13 protein-coding genes and 1 tRNA gene are annotated in these 14,000 nt (G+C 55.8%); 11 read left to right on the top strand and 3 right to left on the bottom strand.

Annotated features, from left to right (window positions below; genetic code table 11):
* Positions 1 to 51: 51 nt before the first annotated feature.
* Entirely contained in the window at positions 52 to 1,596 is a 1,545-nt protein-coding gene (locus KKW20_RS12915) for a L,D-transpeptidase family protein (RefSeq protein ID WP_246534601.1), read from the bottom strand.
* 434 nt (positions 1,597 to 2,030) lie between these two features.
* On the opposite strand from KKW20_RS12915, the gene mepK reads away from it, so the two are divergent.
* On the top strand, positions 2,031 to 2,618 hold the full coding sequence (gene mepK / locus KKW20_RS12910) for a peptidoglycan L,D-endopeptidase MepK (protein ID WP_246534600.1): 588 nt from the start codon (positions 2,031 to 2,033) through the stop codon (positions 2,616 to 2,618).
* A gap of 251 nt (positions 2,619 to 2,869) precedes the next feature.
* Positions 2,870 to 3,613, top strand: coding sequence for a glutamine amidotransferase (locus KKW20_RS12905; protein ID WP_214568317.1), 744 nt, complete (start codon positions 2,870 to 2,872; stop codon positions 3,611 to 3,613).
* A gap of 285 nt (positions 3,614 to 3,898) precedes the next feature.
* Here KKW20_RS12905 and KKW20_RS12900 read toward each other — a convergent pair.
* Positions 3,899 to 3,988 (bottom strand) — tRNA-Ser (locus KKW20_RS12900).
* 165 nt (positions 3,989 to 4,153) lie between these two features.
* Between KKW20_RS12900 and KKW20_RS12895 the strand changes: the two genes are divergently transcribed.
* The 7 genes from KKW20_RS12895 to KKW20_RS12865 are packed head-to-tail and all read left to right on the top strand — an operon-like array spanning position 4,154 to position 10,601.
* On the top strand, positions 4,154 to 5,020 hold the full coding sequence (locus KKW20_RS12895) for an SPOR domain-containing protein (RefSeq protein ID WP_214568316.1): 867 nt from the start codon (positions 4,154 to 4,156) through the stop codon (positions 5,018 to 5,020).
* An 18-nt stretch (positions 5,021 to 5,038) separates the two neighbouring features.
* Positions 5,039 to 6,256, top strand: a complete 1,218-nt coding sequence (locus KKW20_RS12890; RefSeq protein WP_214568315.1) for a D-alanyl-D-alanine carboxypeptidase family protein — start codon at positions 5,039 to 5,041, stop codon at positions 6,254 to 6,256.
* Entirely contained in the window at positions 6,256 to 6,891 is a 636-nt protein-coding gene (gene tmk / locus KKW20_RS12885; protein ID WP_214568314.1) for a dTMP kinase, read from the top strand. The genes KKW20_RS12890 and tmk overlap by 1 nt, the downstream gene beginning before the upstream one ends.
* The gene (locus tag KKW20_RS12880) at positions 6,888 to 8,018 is read left to right on the top strand and encodes a DNA polymerase III subunit delta' (RefSeq protein WP_214568313.1); all 1,131 of its coding nucleotides are present in this window, start codon (positions 6,888 to 6,890) and stop codon (positions 8,016 to 8,018) included. Before tmk ends, KKW20_RS12880 begins: the two co-directional genes overlap by 4 nt.
* Before the next feature lie 46 nt (positions 8,019 to 8,064).
* The gene (locus KKW20_RS12875) at positions 8,065 to 8,868 is read left to right on the top strand and encodes a TatD family hydrolase (RefSeq protein ID WP_214568312.1); all 804 of its coding nucleotides are present in this window, start codon (positions 8,065 to 8,067) and stop codon (positions 8,866 to 8,868) included.
* A complete protein-coding gene (locus KKW20_RS12870) occupies positions 8,868 to 9,668 on the top strand; it encodes an MBL fold metallo-hydrolase (protein WP_214568311.1) in 801 nt (266 codons plus the stop codon). Before KKW20_RS12875 ends, KKW20_RS12870 begins: the two co-directional genes overlap by 1 nt.
* Positions 9,669 to 10,601, top strand: coding sequence for an AEC family transporter (locus tag KKW20_RS12865; protein WP_214568310.1), 933 nt, complete (start codon positions 9,669 to 9,671; stop codon positions 10,599 to 10,601). It begins immediately after the preceding gene.
* A 2-nt stretch (positions 10,602 to 10,603) separates the two neighbouring features.
* Here KKW20_RS12865 and KKW20_RS12860 read toward each other — a convergent pair whose 3' ends face one another.
* The gene (locus tag KKW20_RS12860; RefSeq protein WP_214568309.1) at positions 10,604 to 11,419 is read right to left on the bottom strand and encodes a helix-turn-helix domain-containing protein; all 816 of its coding nucleotides are present in this window, start codon (positions 11,417 to 11,419) and stop codon (positions 10,604 to 10,606) included.
* A 363-nt stretch (positions 11,420 to 11,782) separates the two neighbouring features.
* Between KKW20_RS12860 and pcaF the strand changes: the two genes are divergently transcribed.
* Both pcaF and paaA read left to right on the top strand, forming a co-directional pair.
* Positions 11,783 to 12,985 carry a 3-oxoadipyl-CoA thiolase gene (pcaF, locus tag KKW20_RS12855; RefSeq protein WP_214568308.1) on the top strand — a complete coding sequence of 401 codons (1,203 nt, stop codon included), beginning with the start codon at positions 11,783 to 11,785 and terminating at the stop codon, positions 12,983 to 12,985.
* A gap of 2 nt (positions 12,986 to 12,987) precedes the next feature.
* The gene (paaA, locus tag KKW20_RS12850) at positions 12,988 to 13,989 is read left to right on the top strand and encodes a 1,2-phenylacetyl-CoA epoxidase subunit PaaA (protein ID WP_214568307.1); all 1,002 of its coding nucleotides are present in this window, start codon (positions 12,988 to 12,990) and stop codon (positions 13,987 to 13,989) included.
* Positions 13,990 to 14,000 lie beyond the last annotated feature (11 nt).

The following is a 14,000-nucleotide window of genomic DNA, read 5'->3' as shown; positions in this document are numbered from 1 at the left end:
TGACCCGAGGCAAGGGGTCTCTCCCTGCCTCGGCATCTCTTATACAAGGATTTAGCTGCCTACGGCGCGAAGCGCCACCCCAGCTTTGCGTAATGCCGACCATACCTTTGCGTCACGACCATAAACATCACGACGATAATTGGCGCGGCCTTTGGCGGGCATGACGGCGGTGCGATACACCAAATGCACCGGAAGCGGGTTTTTCAGGTCGATCCGCGTTTCAACGCCCGAGTTCAACGCCTTGTGGAAGGTGCCTTTGGGGTCGGAGGTTTGCTTGGCCAACAGCGCATAGGCAAACTCAAACGGGTTGCCCAAACGAATGCACCCGTGGCTGAATGCGCGCACTTCGCGGCTGAACAGGCTTTTGGACGGGGTATCATGCAGATAAATGTTATGTTTGTTGGGGAACATAAACTTCACCAGCCCCAGCGCGTTCCGGTTCGACGGCGCCTGTTTGATCGCAAAGGGGAACGTCTTTGCGGTGTATTGAGTGAAATCCACAGATCCGCGACTAACAGTCCGCCCCCGGCTGTCGATCAGCTTTAGATGGCCAACGGCATTGGGGTTTTTCTTCAACATCGGCAGGTATTCTTTGGTCGCAATCGAACGTGGCACATTCCAGGTTGGATTGATGATCATGAATTCCATGACGTCTGAAAATTCTGGGCTGCGACGATCTGATTGGTTTTTACCGATCACCGAACGGGTTTCGAACGTCACACGACCGCCATCAATGATCTGTGCGGTAAAATCGGTCAGATTGACCCAGATGTGACGTTTGCCGCGTTCGATATTCATCCAACGCTCACGCTCCATTGCCACAAGGATTGAGGCCAGACGCTTTTCAACTTGCGTATTGATCTCTTTCATCGTGCCCGCGCCCACAACGCCGTCAGGCGACAGGCCGTGGTTCAATTGGAACTGTTGCACCGCTTTTTGGATGGTGGCGTCATAGGTCTGGCTGGCAGAGCGTTTCAGATAGCCCATCGCGATCAAACGGTTGCGCAGCGCAATCACCGCATTGCCCGATTGACCGGGTTTCAGCGACTTTGCCGGCACTTTGGCGCCCCACCCGCCTTTGGCGAGCTGTTTTTCAAGGCGCAGCTTCTCTTTCATCAACCGTTTGTATTCGGGTGACTTCGGCGGCAAAGATTTCAGGAACTTTGACGGGCTAGATTTGGCAAATGCCGCCAAAAGCTGTGCGCGATCACGAAGCGGGACTTTGCGAACGATGCCCGAATCCACACGCGACGGTGTCAACACACCGGTCTGAACGTGGCGTGCATAGGTCAGCATCAATTTGGACATTTGCACTTCGAGCTTGCCCAAATCCCGCACCGACTTCACCTGACGCAGATTGGTTTTCAAAAGGTCCGTATCATAGGCCGCAACCGGCAACCCATGATCGCCAGCACGCGCCATTGCCTTCAAAAGCGCTTGGCGACGCGAACGGTCTTTTGACCCTTTCCCGGTCCAAATCGCCTTATATCCATTGGCTTTATAAAAGGCAGCGACGCTTTTATCGCGGGCTGCGGCCTCGGCCACCGCCTGTGCAAATGCAGAGGGCTGGCTTTGTGCGCCCCCAATCGACGGCATTGCGAAAATGGAAAATACGGCGGTAAATGCCCAAACTAATAGGAGGTGCAGAAATCTTGCACGAATCCGTGGCAGCGTGTTCGTTGTCATCTCAATCCCATGCATATTAATATGTCTAGATTCCGCGATAATCTGCAATCTGTTGTCGTTAGTCCATTCACAAATACGAAAAACGAGATGCATTTGAGCATTCCTTGACCGTTGCCACCGAATTTGGCGCGTTTAGGCCACGATTAACCAAATTTTCGCGAATTTCAGCAAAATTTTGCCTATAACCCTTGAATTCATTAATCCCTCGAAAACTTCGCTTGGCCTGCGATTCGAGATATGCCATAAAACAGGCGCACCGGGGGAGATGGTGACAACAATATCTGCGTTAAGAACCGCGTAGCCGGGACAGCGCAGTACAGGCAAGCGACGGGACACGCTGGACGATGACTGACAACCTTTCGAACATGCAGCAAGGTGGCATGCGTATGACGCGCCGCGGGCTGCTGGGTGCATTTGCAGCCACGGCTGTGACCGCCACCCCTTTTTACGCAAATGCAACAGGGTTTCTTCGCGGTGGTGGAGATGTTCGGCGCATTGCTATGTTCTCTGGCCGCACCGGTGAATCGATCAACATGATTTATTGGGTTGAAGGCCAGTATATTAAAGAAGCCCTGAAAGAGGTTAACCATTTCATGCGCGACTGGCGCGTGGATCAATCCGTCAAAATGGACGCGCGCACCGTCGACATTATGGCCGCCGCCCATAGCCTGATGGATGTGCGCGAACCCTACATGATGTTGTCAGGATATCGTTCACCACAGACCAATGCGATGTTGCGCCGAAAGTCACGAGGTGTGGCCAAGAATTCCCTTCATATGAAGGGAATGGCCGCTGATCTTCGATTGAAATCGCGCAATGTGGCTCAGATGTTCAAAGCGGCCTCTGCCTGCCACGCTGGTGGTGTGGGTAAATACTCCGGATCCAACTTTGTACATATGGATTGTGGCACGGTGCGCACCTGGGGCCGATAAACCCTGTATAAAAACCCGGTATAATTCAATCTGCGATCTCATAAAGGCCCACCATTTGGCGGGCCTTTTGTTTGTTTAGACACCGCGCGGCGTTATCTCCGGGTCGCGCGGCGCAGGGACATATCGTAAATTTCTATATTTGCCGATCTCCCCCCCAATAAAAGAACAACTTTCAAAATGCCGCAGACCCGCCCAAACAATTGCGCTTGGATCGAAAGTCGGGCAGGGTTTCGAAAACGAATGAGGCGGTGATGAAACCCTTTTTGATTTTGCAATTGCGCCCAGAGACGGATGCATCTGACGATGAATTTCAGGCGTTTCTCGACAAAGGGGGATTGGCGCGGGATGAGGTTCACCGCATTCGCCTTGACCAAGAGGAACTCCCCCAGGACCTTGATCTTAAGGGCTATTCTGGCGTGATTGTTGGCGGTGGTCCGGGGTGCGTGTCAGATCCAGCAGACAAAAAATCCCCACAAGAGGCAAAAATCGAAGCCGCATGCCTGTCGATCATGCCCCGTATCACCGATGAGGACATTCCTTTCCTTGGGTGTTGCTATGGAATTGGCATTTTGGGGCATCATCTGGCCCCCGGAGTGGTGTCAAAAGAGCGATTTGGTGAACCGGTGCGCGCAAACCCCTGCCAAATCACCAAAGACGGCCAAATTGATCCATTATTGACCGGCATCCCTACGGAATTCGAAGCTTTTGTTGCCCATAAAGAGGCGATGCAAACCCTGCCGGAAGGATGTGTGCATCTGGTCAGCGCGCCAGAATGCCCGTTTCAGATGATCCGCTTTGGTGAAAACGTTTATGCCACGCAATTTCACCCAGAGGCCGATGCGCATGGCTTTGAAACGCGGATCGGGATCTACAAACATCACGGCTATTTTCCGCCCGAAGAGGCACAGGGCTTGATCGAGATGTGCCACGCCTCAAACGTGATCCATCCCGCAACAATCCTTGCCAATTTTGTGAAACGGTATCGGCAGGTCTGAGCAAGGTCACGGGTCAGAGGGAAAAACCACCGCAGTTTTGTTGACCCGAAAGCCGCTAATTCCCAAAAGGGACACCCCTTTGGGAAAGACCGGGGGGAAAAACGGGCCGCAGAGGATTTTCAATCTGCCAAGGGGCTGCGACTTCAGATGTGCGGGGAACACTATGAGGGTCATTCTGTGATCGTCATGAACGTCAGAAAATGAGCGGCCGGCGCGCGTTCAGAGAAACCGCACATGACAAAAGACTGCGCCGTAAAGCAGCGCGTCAACGCAATTGAGCCAAAATGGCGGAGGAACAGGGATTCGAACCCTGGGAGGACTTTCACCCTCGTCGGTTTTCAAGACCGGTGCATTCGACCACTCTGCCACTCCTCCGACGAGGAATGTCATAACGTCGAAGAATTGATTCTAAAACCCCGAAAGACGTGCCATATCCCGCCCATCGGATCCTCAAGCCTTTTCACGACAGGAACGAACCGCTAGTATGCCCACAAATGGGCAGAAATGGCAGTATGCCAACGCGAAATTTAGGGGCATGAGATGGCGAAAAAGACCACTATAAAAGTGGCGCTTATTCTGACGGGCGCATTGGCGCTTGCGGGATGCGATGACACGAACCTTCCTGCGTTTATGAAAAAAAACAGCTCCGCAGGCGAAAAACAAACCACAGGCACCACCACAAGCCGCACGGTTGAGCGCGATGTAGAAGCGCCCGAGACCTTTCAAATGTCGGAAACCGGGTTGTGGGACGGACGCCCCAGCCTTGGCGGCGTTTGGGTTGCCCATGCCGGGGCCACAGATCCGGAACGCGTAATTATCCGCAATGAAAGCAATGGAAAATTCGTGATCGGCGCCCTGTTCCGCCGCGAACGTGACGTGCCGGGGCCACGGTTCCAGGTCTCGTCAGACGCAGCAGAAGCCCTGGGCATGCTGGCGGGTAATCCTGCAAATCTGTCTGTCACGGCCCTGCGAAAAGAAAAAATCGCCCCGGAACCCGACGTTGAGGATACCCCAGTTCCCGCCCCCGGAAGCATTTCGGAAGGCACATTGGAAGACCCCATTGAAGCGGCCGCCGCCGCACTTGACCGCGCCGAGGGCGTGGCGCCTGCCGCCAAACCTGTCGTCGCCTCGGCGCCTGCACCGAAACCCGCAGCCGCGCCAAAAACCTCTGGCCTGTCCAAACCTTATATCCAGATCGGCATTTTCAGCATCGAAACCAACGCAAAAAACACCGCGGAATCGTTGAAACGCGCGGGTATGTTGCCCACGGTCAAGCCAGGAAACAGCAGTGGCAAAGCGTTCTGGCGCGTGATTGTCGGGCCGACGACCAGCAAATCTGAGCGCGGCGCCATCCTGAAAAAGGTAAAAGATCTGGGCTTTAATGACGCCTATTTCGTGACCAATTAAGACTGACGGATCCCTGATATGAGCTTTCGCATCCTTTCATCGCTGATCCTGACCGCTTCGGTGATCTTGCTTGCCACCCTGCCCGCACGGGCCTTTGAAACCCGCGCCTCTTCCGCTTATGTGCTGGATGTGACCACGGGAACGGTGCTTTTGGAAAAAAACGCCGATGTGGCACTGCCCCCTGCGTCGATGTCCAAACTGATGACGGTCAATCTGTTGTTTGAGGCTTTGGCGGACGGTCGCGTGACCATGGAAACCCCCTTTGGCGTGTCTCAACGCGCCCAAGACATGGGCGGTTCCACTATGTTTCTCAGCAAATCTGACCGCCCAACGGTTCAGGACCTGATACAAGGGATCATTGTCCAATCTGGAAATGATGCCTGTGTCGCGGTGGCCGAGGGGTTGGGGGGCACAGAAGACGCATTTGCCCGGATGATGACCGAGCGTGCCAAAACACTTGGCATGGACAACAGCAGCTTTGGAAATGCCTCTGGATGGCCGCATCCATTACAGCGTATGTCCATGAAAGATTTAGCAATTCTGGCAACTCGTATCATCACGGAGTTTCCCGATTACTATCATTATTTCAGCCAGACCGAATATCACTACAAAGACCGTGCGCCCGACAATCGCTTTAACCGCAACCCGCTGTTGAAGCTTGGCATCGGCGCCGATGGGCTGAAAACCGGACACACCCAAGAGGCAGGGTACGGTTTGGTGGGCTCTGCCCGTCAAGGAAATCGACGCGTTGTCTTTGTGATTTCGGGCATGGCATCGGGCAAAGAGCGTGCGGAAGAAGCGGAAGCCGTTGTAAATTGGGCCTTTCGCCAGTTCGCCATAAAAACCCCCATGAAAGCCGGAAATCGCGTGGCAGAAGTGCCCGTTTGGTTGGGCGCAAAAGACAGTGTTGGCCTGACCACCACCGAAGATGTGTCACTTTTGGTCCCAGCCCTGCAACGCGAAGGATTAAGCGCCAAGGTCAATTGGATCGGCCCAGTTGAGGCCCCAATCGCACAGGGCCAACAGCTTGGAGAAATGGTGATTGAACGTCCCGGCCTGCCGGATGCAACCGTTCCCCTGGTGGCCGCAGAAGGCATTGCTGCGGCGGGGGTTGCCAAGCGCATGGGCGTGGCGGCAACCCAGCTGATAAGCAAAGTGATCGGGCCTGAAACCATGCCGACTGCGGTGACCGCCCCTGCGGGGGCCTCGGCGACAGCGACGGTGGTCACCAACTGATGGCTGGCTTGTTTATTAGCTTTGAAGGCATCGACGGATCCGGAAAATCGACACAAGCCAAATTACTGGCCGAAGCGTTGGAAAATGCTGGCCATGATGTGGTTCTCACGCGCGAACCCGGTGGCAGCCCGGGTGCCGAAGAAATCCGCGCGCTTGTACTTCAGGGGGATCCGGACCGCTGGTCTGCCGAGACTGAATTGCTGCTTTTCACCGCCGCCCGGCGCGATCATATGGAACGTCTGGTCAATCCCGCGTTGGCGGATGGCAAAATTGTCATTACCGATCGGTTTGCGGACAGCACACGTATGTATCAAGGCATGCGATCGGGGGATTTGCGCGCCACTGTGGATGCGCTGCACGATCTGATGATTGGGCGCGAACCGGATGTGACATTCCTTATTGATATGGATCCCGACATGGGCTTGTCGCGTGCCAAAGGGCGCGGCGGCACTGAAGAACGGTTTGAGGATTTCGGCGCCGATCTTCAGCGTCAGATGCGCCAAGGGTTCCTAAACCTCGCCCAGGATGCGCCAGATCGGATCCGTTTGGTCGACGGAAACCGGGACGTGCTGGACGTGGCAAAAGACGTGCTTGCCCTTGCAAACGAGGCGCTTACGCATGGGCCGCAATCATGAGCGCAAGTTACGACGACATCCCTGAATCCGACCAAATCGAAGGCGTCCCCCATCCCCGTGAGGCCGCCCGCCTCGTCGGCCATGACAGCGCCGAAAATGCGTTTCTAGAGGCCTTCAGTTCCGATCGCCTGCATCATGGCTGGTTGATCACCGGCCCGCGTGGCATTGGCAAAGCCACTTTGGCGTGGCGGTTGGCGCGATTTTTGCTGGCAACCCCAGCTGATGACGGGGGAATGTTTGCGGCCCCTGCCCCACAAAACCTTGATATACCAGCGGAAAACCCAATCTCGCGCCGCGTGAATGCCATGTCTGATCCGGGCCTGTTTCTGCTGCGCCGCCCTTGGGATGAGAAGCTAAAGCGCCACAAACAGGACATTACTGTGGATGAAGTGCGCAAGCTGAAAAGCTTTTTTGCGCTCAGTTCAGCCGGTGGTGGCCGTCGTGTTGTGATTGTTGATGCCGCCGACGAGATGAACAACTCTGCGGCCAACGCGCTGTTGAAACTGTTGGAAGAGCCGCCCGAAGGCGCGATTTTGCTGTTGATCAGCCATCAGCCTTCGCGCCTGTTGCCCACGATCCGGTCGCGCTGTCGCGAATTGCGGCTGGCGCCTTTGGGCCCCGACGACCTGAGCCAGATTATGACCAGTTTGGACGAAACCCCCTCGGCGGATGAAACACAAAAACTTGGCGAACTTGCCGGTGGGTCGGTGGGCGAAGCGTTGCGGATGTTGAACCTAAACGGGTTGGGAATTTATCAGGAATTGGTGAGTTGCTTCCGCTCGTCGCCCAATTACGACCGCCCGCGTGCATTAAAGATGGCCGATGGCTGTGTGGGCAAGGCAAATGCGGCAAAATTTGACCTGACCTTGCGCTTGATGGACCTGTTTCTGGCCCGTATGGCGCGTTTTGGCGCAGGAGTTGCCCCAAGGGTTGAGGCCGCCGAGGGCGAGTTTGCCCTTTTTAACCGCCTTTCCTCGCAACCACATGCCGCGCGCAAATGGGCGGAATTACAGCAAGACTTGTCGGCCCGTGCCGGACATGGGCAAGCGGTCAATCTTGACCCCGCCGCGCTGATCCTTGATATGGTTTTTAAGATGAATGACACCGCCGCCAAATTGGCCGCATAACACATGCGCTTTGGCGCAATTTCAAATGCCCTTGAAGAGTAATGCAATGAACCTTCCGCAGATTACCGACAGCCATTGTCACCTAGATTTTCCCGATTTCGAGGGCGAGCTTGACGCCGTGATTGAACGTGCGCAGGCCGCAGGGGTGACCCGGATGGTCAGCATTTGCACAAAGATGAAGAACCTCTCGCAAGTACAGAATATTGCAGAAAAATATGCCCCTGTGTTTTTTGCCGCTGCCACCCATCCAATGAGTGCTGCGGATGAACCAATGGTCACGGTGGACGATCTTGTCGCCCTCGCTGCGCATCCCAAGTTTGTTGGTATCGGCGAAACCGGGCTTGATTACCACTACACCGCGGACAGCAAAGCGGTGCAGCAAGAAAGCCTGCTGATCCACATCGAAGCCGCGCGCCAAACGGGCCTGCCACTGATCATTCATTCGCGCGATGCGGATGAGGATATGGCGCGGATATTAACGGACGCCCACAAAGCCGGTGCATTTGATTGCATCATGCATTGCTTTAGCTCGGGCGCAGATCTGGCGCGCACGGCGATTGATCTTGGCTTTTATCTGTCGATGTCGGGCATCGCTGCTTTTCCGCGCAGCCAAGAGGTGCGCGATATTTTTGCCGCGGCCCCGGTGGACCGTATTTTGGTGGAAACCGACGCGCCTTATCTGGCCCCGCCCCCCTTTCGCGGCAAACGCAATGAACCCGCCTATTCCGCCCACACCGCCAAGGTGGGCGCCGAGGTTTTTGGGCTGAGCTATGAAGATTTTGCCGCCCAGACCCAAGCCAATTTTGATCGCGTGTTTCAAAAGGCTGCCCAATATGAGGCGTCCGCCTGATGGCCCGCATTGAGTTCACCATTTTGGGGTGCGGATCCTCTGGCGGCGTGCCGCGTCTTGGCGGACATTGGGGGGCTTGCGATCCGCAGAACCCAAAAAACCGCCGCAGCAGATGCTCGGCTTTGGTCACACGCACCGGGGACGATGGTGGCGTCACGCGGGTGTTGATCGACACTTCACCCGACATGCGAAATCAGCTGTTGGCGGCGGAGGTGGGCACCTTGGATGCGGTGCTTTATACCCACAGCCATGCGGACCATATGCATGGGATCGATGACCTGCGCATGATCGTTTATAACATGCGCCAACGCTTACCTGTTTGGGCGGATGGCGCCACGCAACAATCACTGATGTCAAGTTTTGGCTATGCTTTTGTGCAACCCGAAGGCTCAAGCTATCCGCCCATTTTGGATCTGCACACCATTGACGGTGACGTTGTGATTGACGGCGCGGGGGGGGCAATCCGGTTGACCCCGTTTGAGGTGGAGCACGGCAATATCGACGCGCTTGGTTTTCGCATCGGCAATCTTGCCTATCTTCCTGACGTGAGCGACATTCCCGAAGACGCCACCGCCGCCCTTCAGGGGCTGGACTATTTTGTGCTGGACGCACTGCGCTATACCCCGCATCCAACCCATTTCCATCTGGACAAGACGCTTGAATGGTTTGCCCGCGTGGGCGCCAAACAGGGCATTATCACCAATATGCACATCGACCTTGATCATGCGACGGTTGAGGCGGAAACACCCGATCACGTTCTGGCCGCTTATGATGGGATGACCATCAGTTTTGAGCCGTAGATGAGCGCGCTGATCGAAGTTATCTTGCCGGTTTTTCTGGTCATCGGCATTGGGTGGCTGGCCACTTGGGCCAAATTGATCAGCAAAGACGCGGTTGAGGGGTTGATGTATTTCGCCACTAATCTCGCGGTGCCAATCCTGTTGTTTTTGGCCATTTCGCGGCTGGATTTGGGGCGCAGCTTTGACCCAAAGCTTCTGGTCAGTTTTTATACTGGCGCGGTTTCCGGTTTCTTTGCGGGTCTTCTGGGCGCGCGATATCTGTTTGGCCGCCCCTGGATGGATTCCGTGGCGATTGGCTTTGTCACGCTCTTCTCAAACTCGCTTTTGCTGGGCCTTCCCATCACTGAACGCGCCTTTGGATCCGATGCCTTGGGGCCAAACTTTGCGATTATTTCGATCCATGCCCCCACCTGTTATGTGATCGGTGTGATGGCGATGGAGATTGCCAAGTCGCAGGGCAATGGAATTGGCGCCGCTCTCAAGGGGTTTGCGCGTTCTATGTCCCGAAACCCATTGGTGATTGCGATCATCTTGGGATTTGTGGTGAACCTAAGTGCCATTCCAATGCCGCTTGTTGTCACCGATGCCTTTGAACTTATCGCCCGCGCAGCAATCCCCGCGGCTTTGTTTGGGTTGGGCGGCGTGCTTTATCGGTATCGCCCCGAGGGGGATGTGAAAACAGTGGCCTATATCTGCGCGGTTTCACTGATCCTGCATCCCGCTGTGACCTGGGGTGTGGGCCGTTTTGTCGGTTTGGAAGAGGCGCCGTTCCGATCCGCCATCATCACCGCCAGCATGGCACCGGGCGTCAACGCCTATGTGTTTGCCAATCTTTATGGCGTGGCAAAACGTGCCGCGGCCACGGCGGTTCTGGTTGCCACGGTGGCCTCTATTGTCACCGCTTGGGGATGGCTCTCATTGTTGGCAATGTAGGTTTATCTGACCTTACCGCGCAGACCATGAGACAGATAGTCTGGAAGCTCCGTTACCTTTCGACCGCCCCGGCCGCGCAAAGCCGACAAAAGCCCCGGCCCTTGGGGGAGGAACTCCAATGCGCAACGCGCAACACGCGTGGTGCCCGAAATTTCCGGCCGAGTGACCATCACAATCCCAGGATAGACAGTATTGCCCGCGGTCAGCATGCTGGTCAAATAGCTGATACTGATCCGATGGCTTTCCCCCTGAAACGAGACCAGCGCAACACCGTCAACTTGTGACAGAAAAAAGCCGCGGATTTCCGGTTGCCGCTGGCGCGGTCCGGCGACGTCAACTTTATCGCGCCCGGGGTCGGCAAAGGCCCGAAAAACCGTGACATCACCCAGTTTGAAAATCCGCATCGTACAGCTGTTCACCCAATCTTTGTGCAGCGCCGATCGCTGCCAATACCGGTGAATGCCGACGCGAAGCGGCACTTTCAGTTGCAACTGATCATCACGCGGCAGCACGAATTTCCGAAACGGGCTGTCAACCAACCACCGCTGCGCCCGCGTATCTGGGCTGTCCTCAATCTCGCAAAGTGGCGTGAGCAACACGCGGGCATCGGTTTCAAAATAAGAGCAGATTTTGTGTAAGACGTCTGGCCGAGGGCTCGCCTGGCCCGAAAGATACCGATTGAACTGAGTGCGATTGATGCCAAGATCCCGACAGGCTTGCGCCACGGATGTCGACCTACGCGATATCAGTTGCTGTAGATTGGCAGAAAAGATGCCATAGATCTCACGCGGGCTCTTATGATCAGAAGATGCAGACATTGAGTATCGAAGCCTTTCAAAGCTCACAAAGATTGACGAAACTGTCTAAACTCACGGATGAACTCTGCAACGTGCAGGCGCAAATTGAACTCTCTCCTGCACCACACAACTTTAGCACATATCGTTGCATTATGCAAAAGACATCAAAGAAATTTCGCATAATCAAAGCAATAGGGCAAATGAACCTGCCTGGCTTGGTCAATCCGTCTTTGCAGATCACAAATCCGATGTTTTTTGTCACCAAACGCCGGTCAATGGTCTGCGCCTTTTTTTATAAATGTTCTTGCCGTATCGCCCCTCTGAACGTACTATTGACCAGACGGTCGGGAATACTCCGGCACTCTTGGATCTTGGGAGGATCAAATGGAGGCTTTCATTTGCGACGCTGTACGCACGCCGATTGGGCGCTATGGCGGGGGGCTTTCGCAGCTGCGTGTGGATGATTTGGCGGCCTTGCCGATCAAAGCCCTGATGGCGCGCAATCCAAATGTAGATTGGGCCAGCATCGACGATGTGATCTATGGCGACGCCAACCAAGCGGGCGAAGACAACCGCAATGTGGCGCGCATGGCCGCCCTGCTCGCGGGGCTTCCCACTGATGTCCCCGGCACCACCGTGAACCGCTTATGCGCCTCGGGGATGGACGCCGTGGGCATGGCCGCACGCGGGATCAAAGCGGGCGATTATGACCTTTGCATCGCTGGCGGCGTCGAAGGCATGAGCCGCGCGCCCTTCGTGATGCCCAAGCACACAAACGCCTTTTCGCGCGCCAATGCCGTCTATGACACCACCATCGGTTGGCGTTTTGTGAATAAGGCGATGGATGCGATGCATGGCACCGACAGCATGCCACAAACCGCTGACAATGTTGCAGTAGACTACGGGATAAACCGTGCCGACCAAGACGCCTTTGCCGCCCGCAGCCAAGCCCGTTGGGCGGCGGCACATGCGGCTGGCCATTTTGCGGATGAGATCATCCCGGTAGAGATCCCGCAGCGCAAAACCGATCCTATTGTGGTCGACACGGACGAGCACCCCCGCCCGGGCACATCCGCCGAAAAACTGTCCGGCCTGCGCGGCGTGAATGGCCCCGGCAAAACCGTGACCGCAGGCAACGCCTCTGGCGTGAACGATGGTGCCGCCGCGATGATCATCGCATCGGAAGCCGCAGCCGCCAAAAACGGTCTGAAACCAATGGCGCGTGTGGTCGCGATGCAAGCGGCGGGCGTGGCCCCGCGGATCATGGGCATTGGTCCCGTGCCCGCCACCCAAAAGGTGCTGGCCAAGGCCGGGCTTGGCATTCACGACATGGATGTGATTGAACTGAATGAAGCGTTTGCGGCCCAAGGTCTGGCCAGCTTGCGCGCATTGGGGCTGGCGGATGACGCCCCCCATGTGAACCCAAACGGTGGCGCCATTGCGCTGGGGCATCCCCTTGGCATGTCCGGTGCGCGACTGGTGCTGACCGCCGCCTATCAACTCAAACGCACAGGCGGGCGATATGCGCTTTGCACCATGTGTGTGGGCGTTGGACAGGGTGTTGCCCTTATTCTGGAAAGGATCTGACGATGTATGCACAGTTGGTGAAAACCGCAGGATCTGGCGTGAAGTCTCGCGAGGAAATGTCTGAAAACGAACAGGATTTCCAAAATCGCGTGGATGCCGACCAAAAGATCGAGCCCAAGGATTGGATGCCGGATGATTACCGCGCGACCCTGATCCGCCAAATCGGCCAGCATGCCCACTCTGAGATTGTCGGCCAACTGCCCGAGGGCAATTGGATCACCCGCGCGCCCACGTTGGAGCGTAAGGCGATTTTGCTGGCAAAAGTGCAGGATGAGGCGGGCCATGGTCTGTACCTCTACTGCGCCGCTGAAACCCTTGGTGTGACCCGCGATGAGCTGACAGAAGAGCTTTTGTCGGGCCGGATGAAATACTCGTCCATCTTCAATTACCCCACGCTGAACTGGGCTGACATTGGCGCAGTGGGTTGGCTTGTGGATGGGGCGGCGATCATGAACCAGGTGCCACTGCAACGCACATCCTACGGGCCATATAGCCGCGCGATGATCCGCATCTGTAAAGAGGAAAGCTTTCACCAGCGCCAAGGCTACGACATCATGATGAAGATGGCGCAAGGCACGGATGCACAAAAGAAAATGGCGCAAGATGCCCTGAACCGTCTTTGGTATCCATCGCTGATGATGTTCGGCCCGTCGGATAAGGATAGCGTGCATTCAGCGCAGTCCCTTGCGTGGAAAATCAAGATCGACACCAATGATGAGCTGCGCCAGCGCTTTGTCGATCAGACCGTGCCGCAAGCCAAATACCTTGGCCTGACCATTCCCGATGAAAATCTGAAATGGAACGAGGAACGCGGGGCGCATGATTACTCTGACCCCAATTGGTCCGAGTTTTTTGACGTGATCAAGGGCAATGGCCCCTGCAACACAGATCGTATGAACACACGCATCAAAGCTTGGGAAGATGGCGCTTGGGTCCGCGAGGGTTTGATGGCCCACGCCGACAAGAAAGCCGCCCGAAAACAAGCCATGACAGCCGCTGAATAAGCGCTGAATAA

It is taken from the genome of Aliiroseovarius lamellibrachiae (genome assembly GCF_018599245.1).
GTDB lineage: Bacteria > Pseudomonadota > Alphaproteobacteria > Rhodobacterales > Rhodobacteraceae > Aliiroseovarius > Aliiroseovarius lamellibrachiae.
Note: the sequence above shows the minus strand (reverse complement) of the source record. Positions and strands in the feature narration are given on the sequence as shown.

What these genes read in the sequence shown, in the direction of transcription:
- KKW20_RS12915 (WP_246534601.1), bottom strand. Translation starts at nt 1,596, where the DNA reads ATGCCGTCGATTGGGGGCGCACAAAGCCAGCCCTCTGCATTTGCACAG.
- KKW20_RS12880 (WP_214568313.1), top strand. Translation starts at nt 6,888, where the DNA reads ATGAGCGCAAGTTACGACGACATCCCTGAATCCGACCAAATCGAAGGC.
- KKW20_RS12890 (WP_214568315.1), top strand. Translation starts at nt 5,039, where the DNA reads ATGAGCTTTCGCATCCTTTCATCGCTGATCCTGACCGCTTCGGTGATC.
- paaA (WP_214568307.1), top strand. Translation starts at nt 12,988, where the DNA reads ATGTATGCACAGTTGGTGAAAACCGCAGGATCTGGCGTGAAGTCTCGC.
- KKW20_RS12905 (WP_214568317.1), top strand. Translation starts at nt 2,870, where the DNA reads ATGAAACCCTTTTTGATTTTGCAATTGCGCCCAGAGACGGATGCATCT.
- KKW20_RS12895 (WP_214568316.1), top strand. Translation starts at nt 4,154, where the DNA reads ATGGCGAAAAAGACCACTATAAAAGTGGCGCTTATTCTGACGGGCGCA.
- mepK (WP_246534600.1), top strand. Translation starts at nt 2,031, where the DNA reads ATGACTGACAACCTTTCGAACATGCAGCAAGGTGGCATGCGTATGACG.
- KKW20_RS12860 (WP_214568309.1), bottom strand. Translation starts at nt 11,419, where the DNA reads ATGTCTGCATCTTCTGATCATAAGAGCCCGCGTGAGATCTATGGCATC.
- pcaF (WP_214568308.1), top strand. Translation starts at nt 11,783, where the DNA reads ATGGAGGCTTTCATTTGCGACGCTGTACGCACGCCGATTGGGCGCTAT.
- tmk (WP_214568314.1), top strand. Translation starts at nt 6,256, where the DNA reads ATGGCTGGCTTGTTTATTAGCTTTGAAGGCATCGACGGATCCGGAAAA.
- KKW20_RS12865 (WP_214568310.1), top strand. Translation starts at nt 9,669, where the DNA reads ATGAGCGCGCTGATCGAAGTTATCTTGCCGGTTTTTCTGGTCATCGGC.
- KKW20_RS12870 (WP_214568311.1), top strand. Translation starts at nt 8,868, where the DNA reads ATGGCCCGCATTGAGTTCACCATTTTGGGGTGCGGATCCTCTGGCGGC.
- KKW20_RS12875 (WP_214568312.1), top strand. Translation starts at nt 8,065, where the DNA reads ATGAACCTTCCGCAGATTACCGACAGCCATTGTCACCTAGATTTTCCC.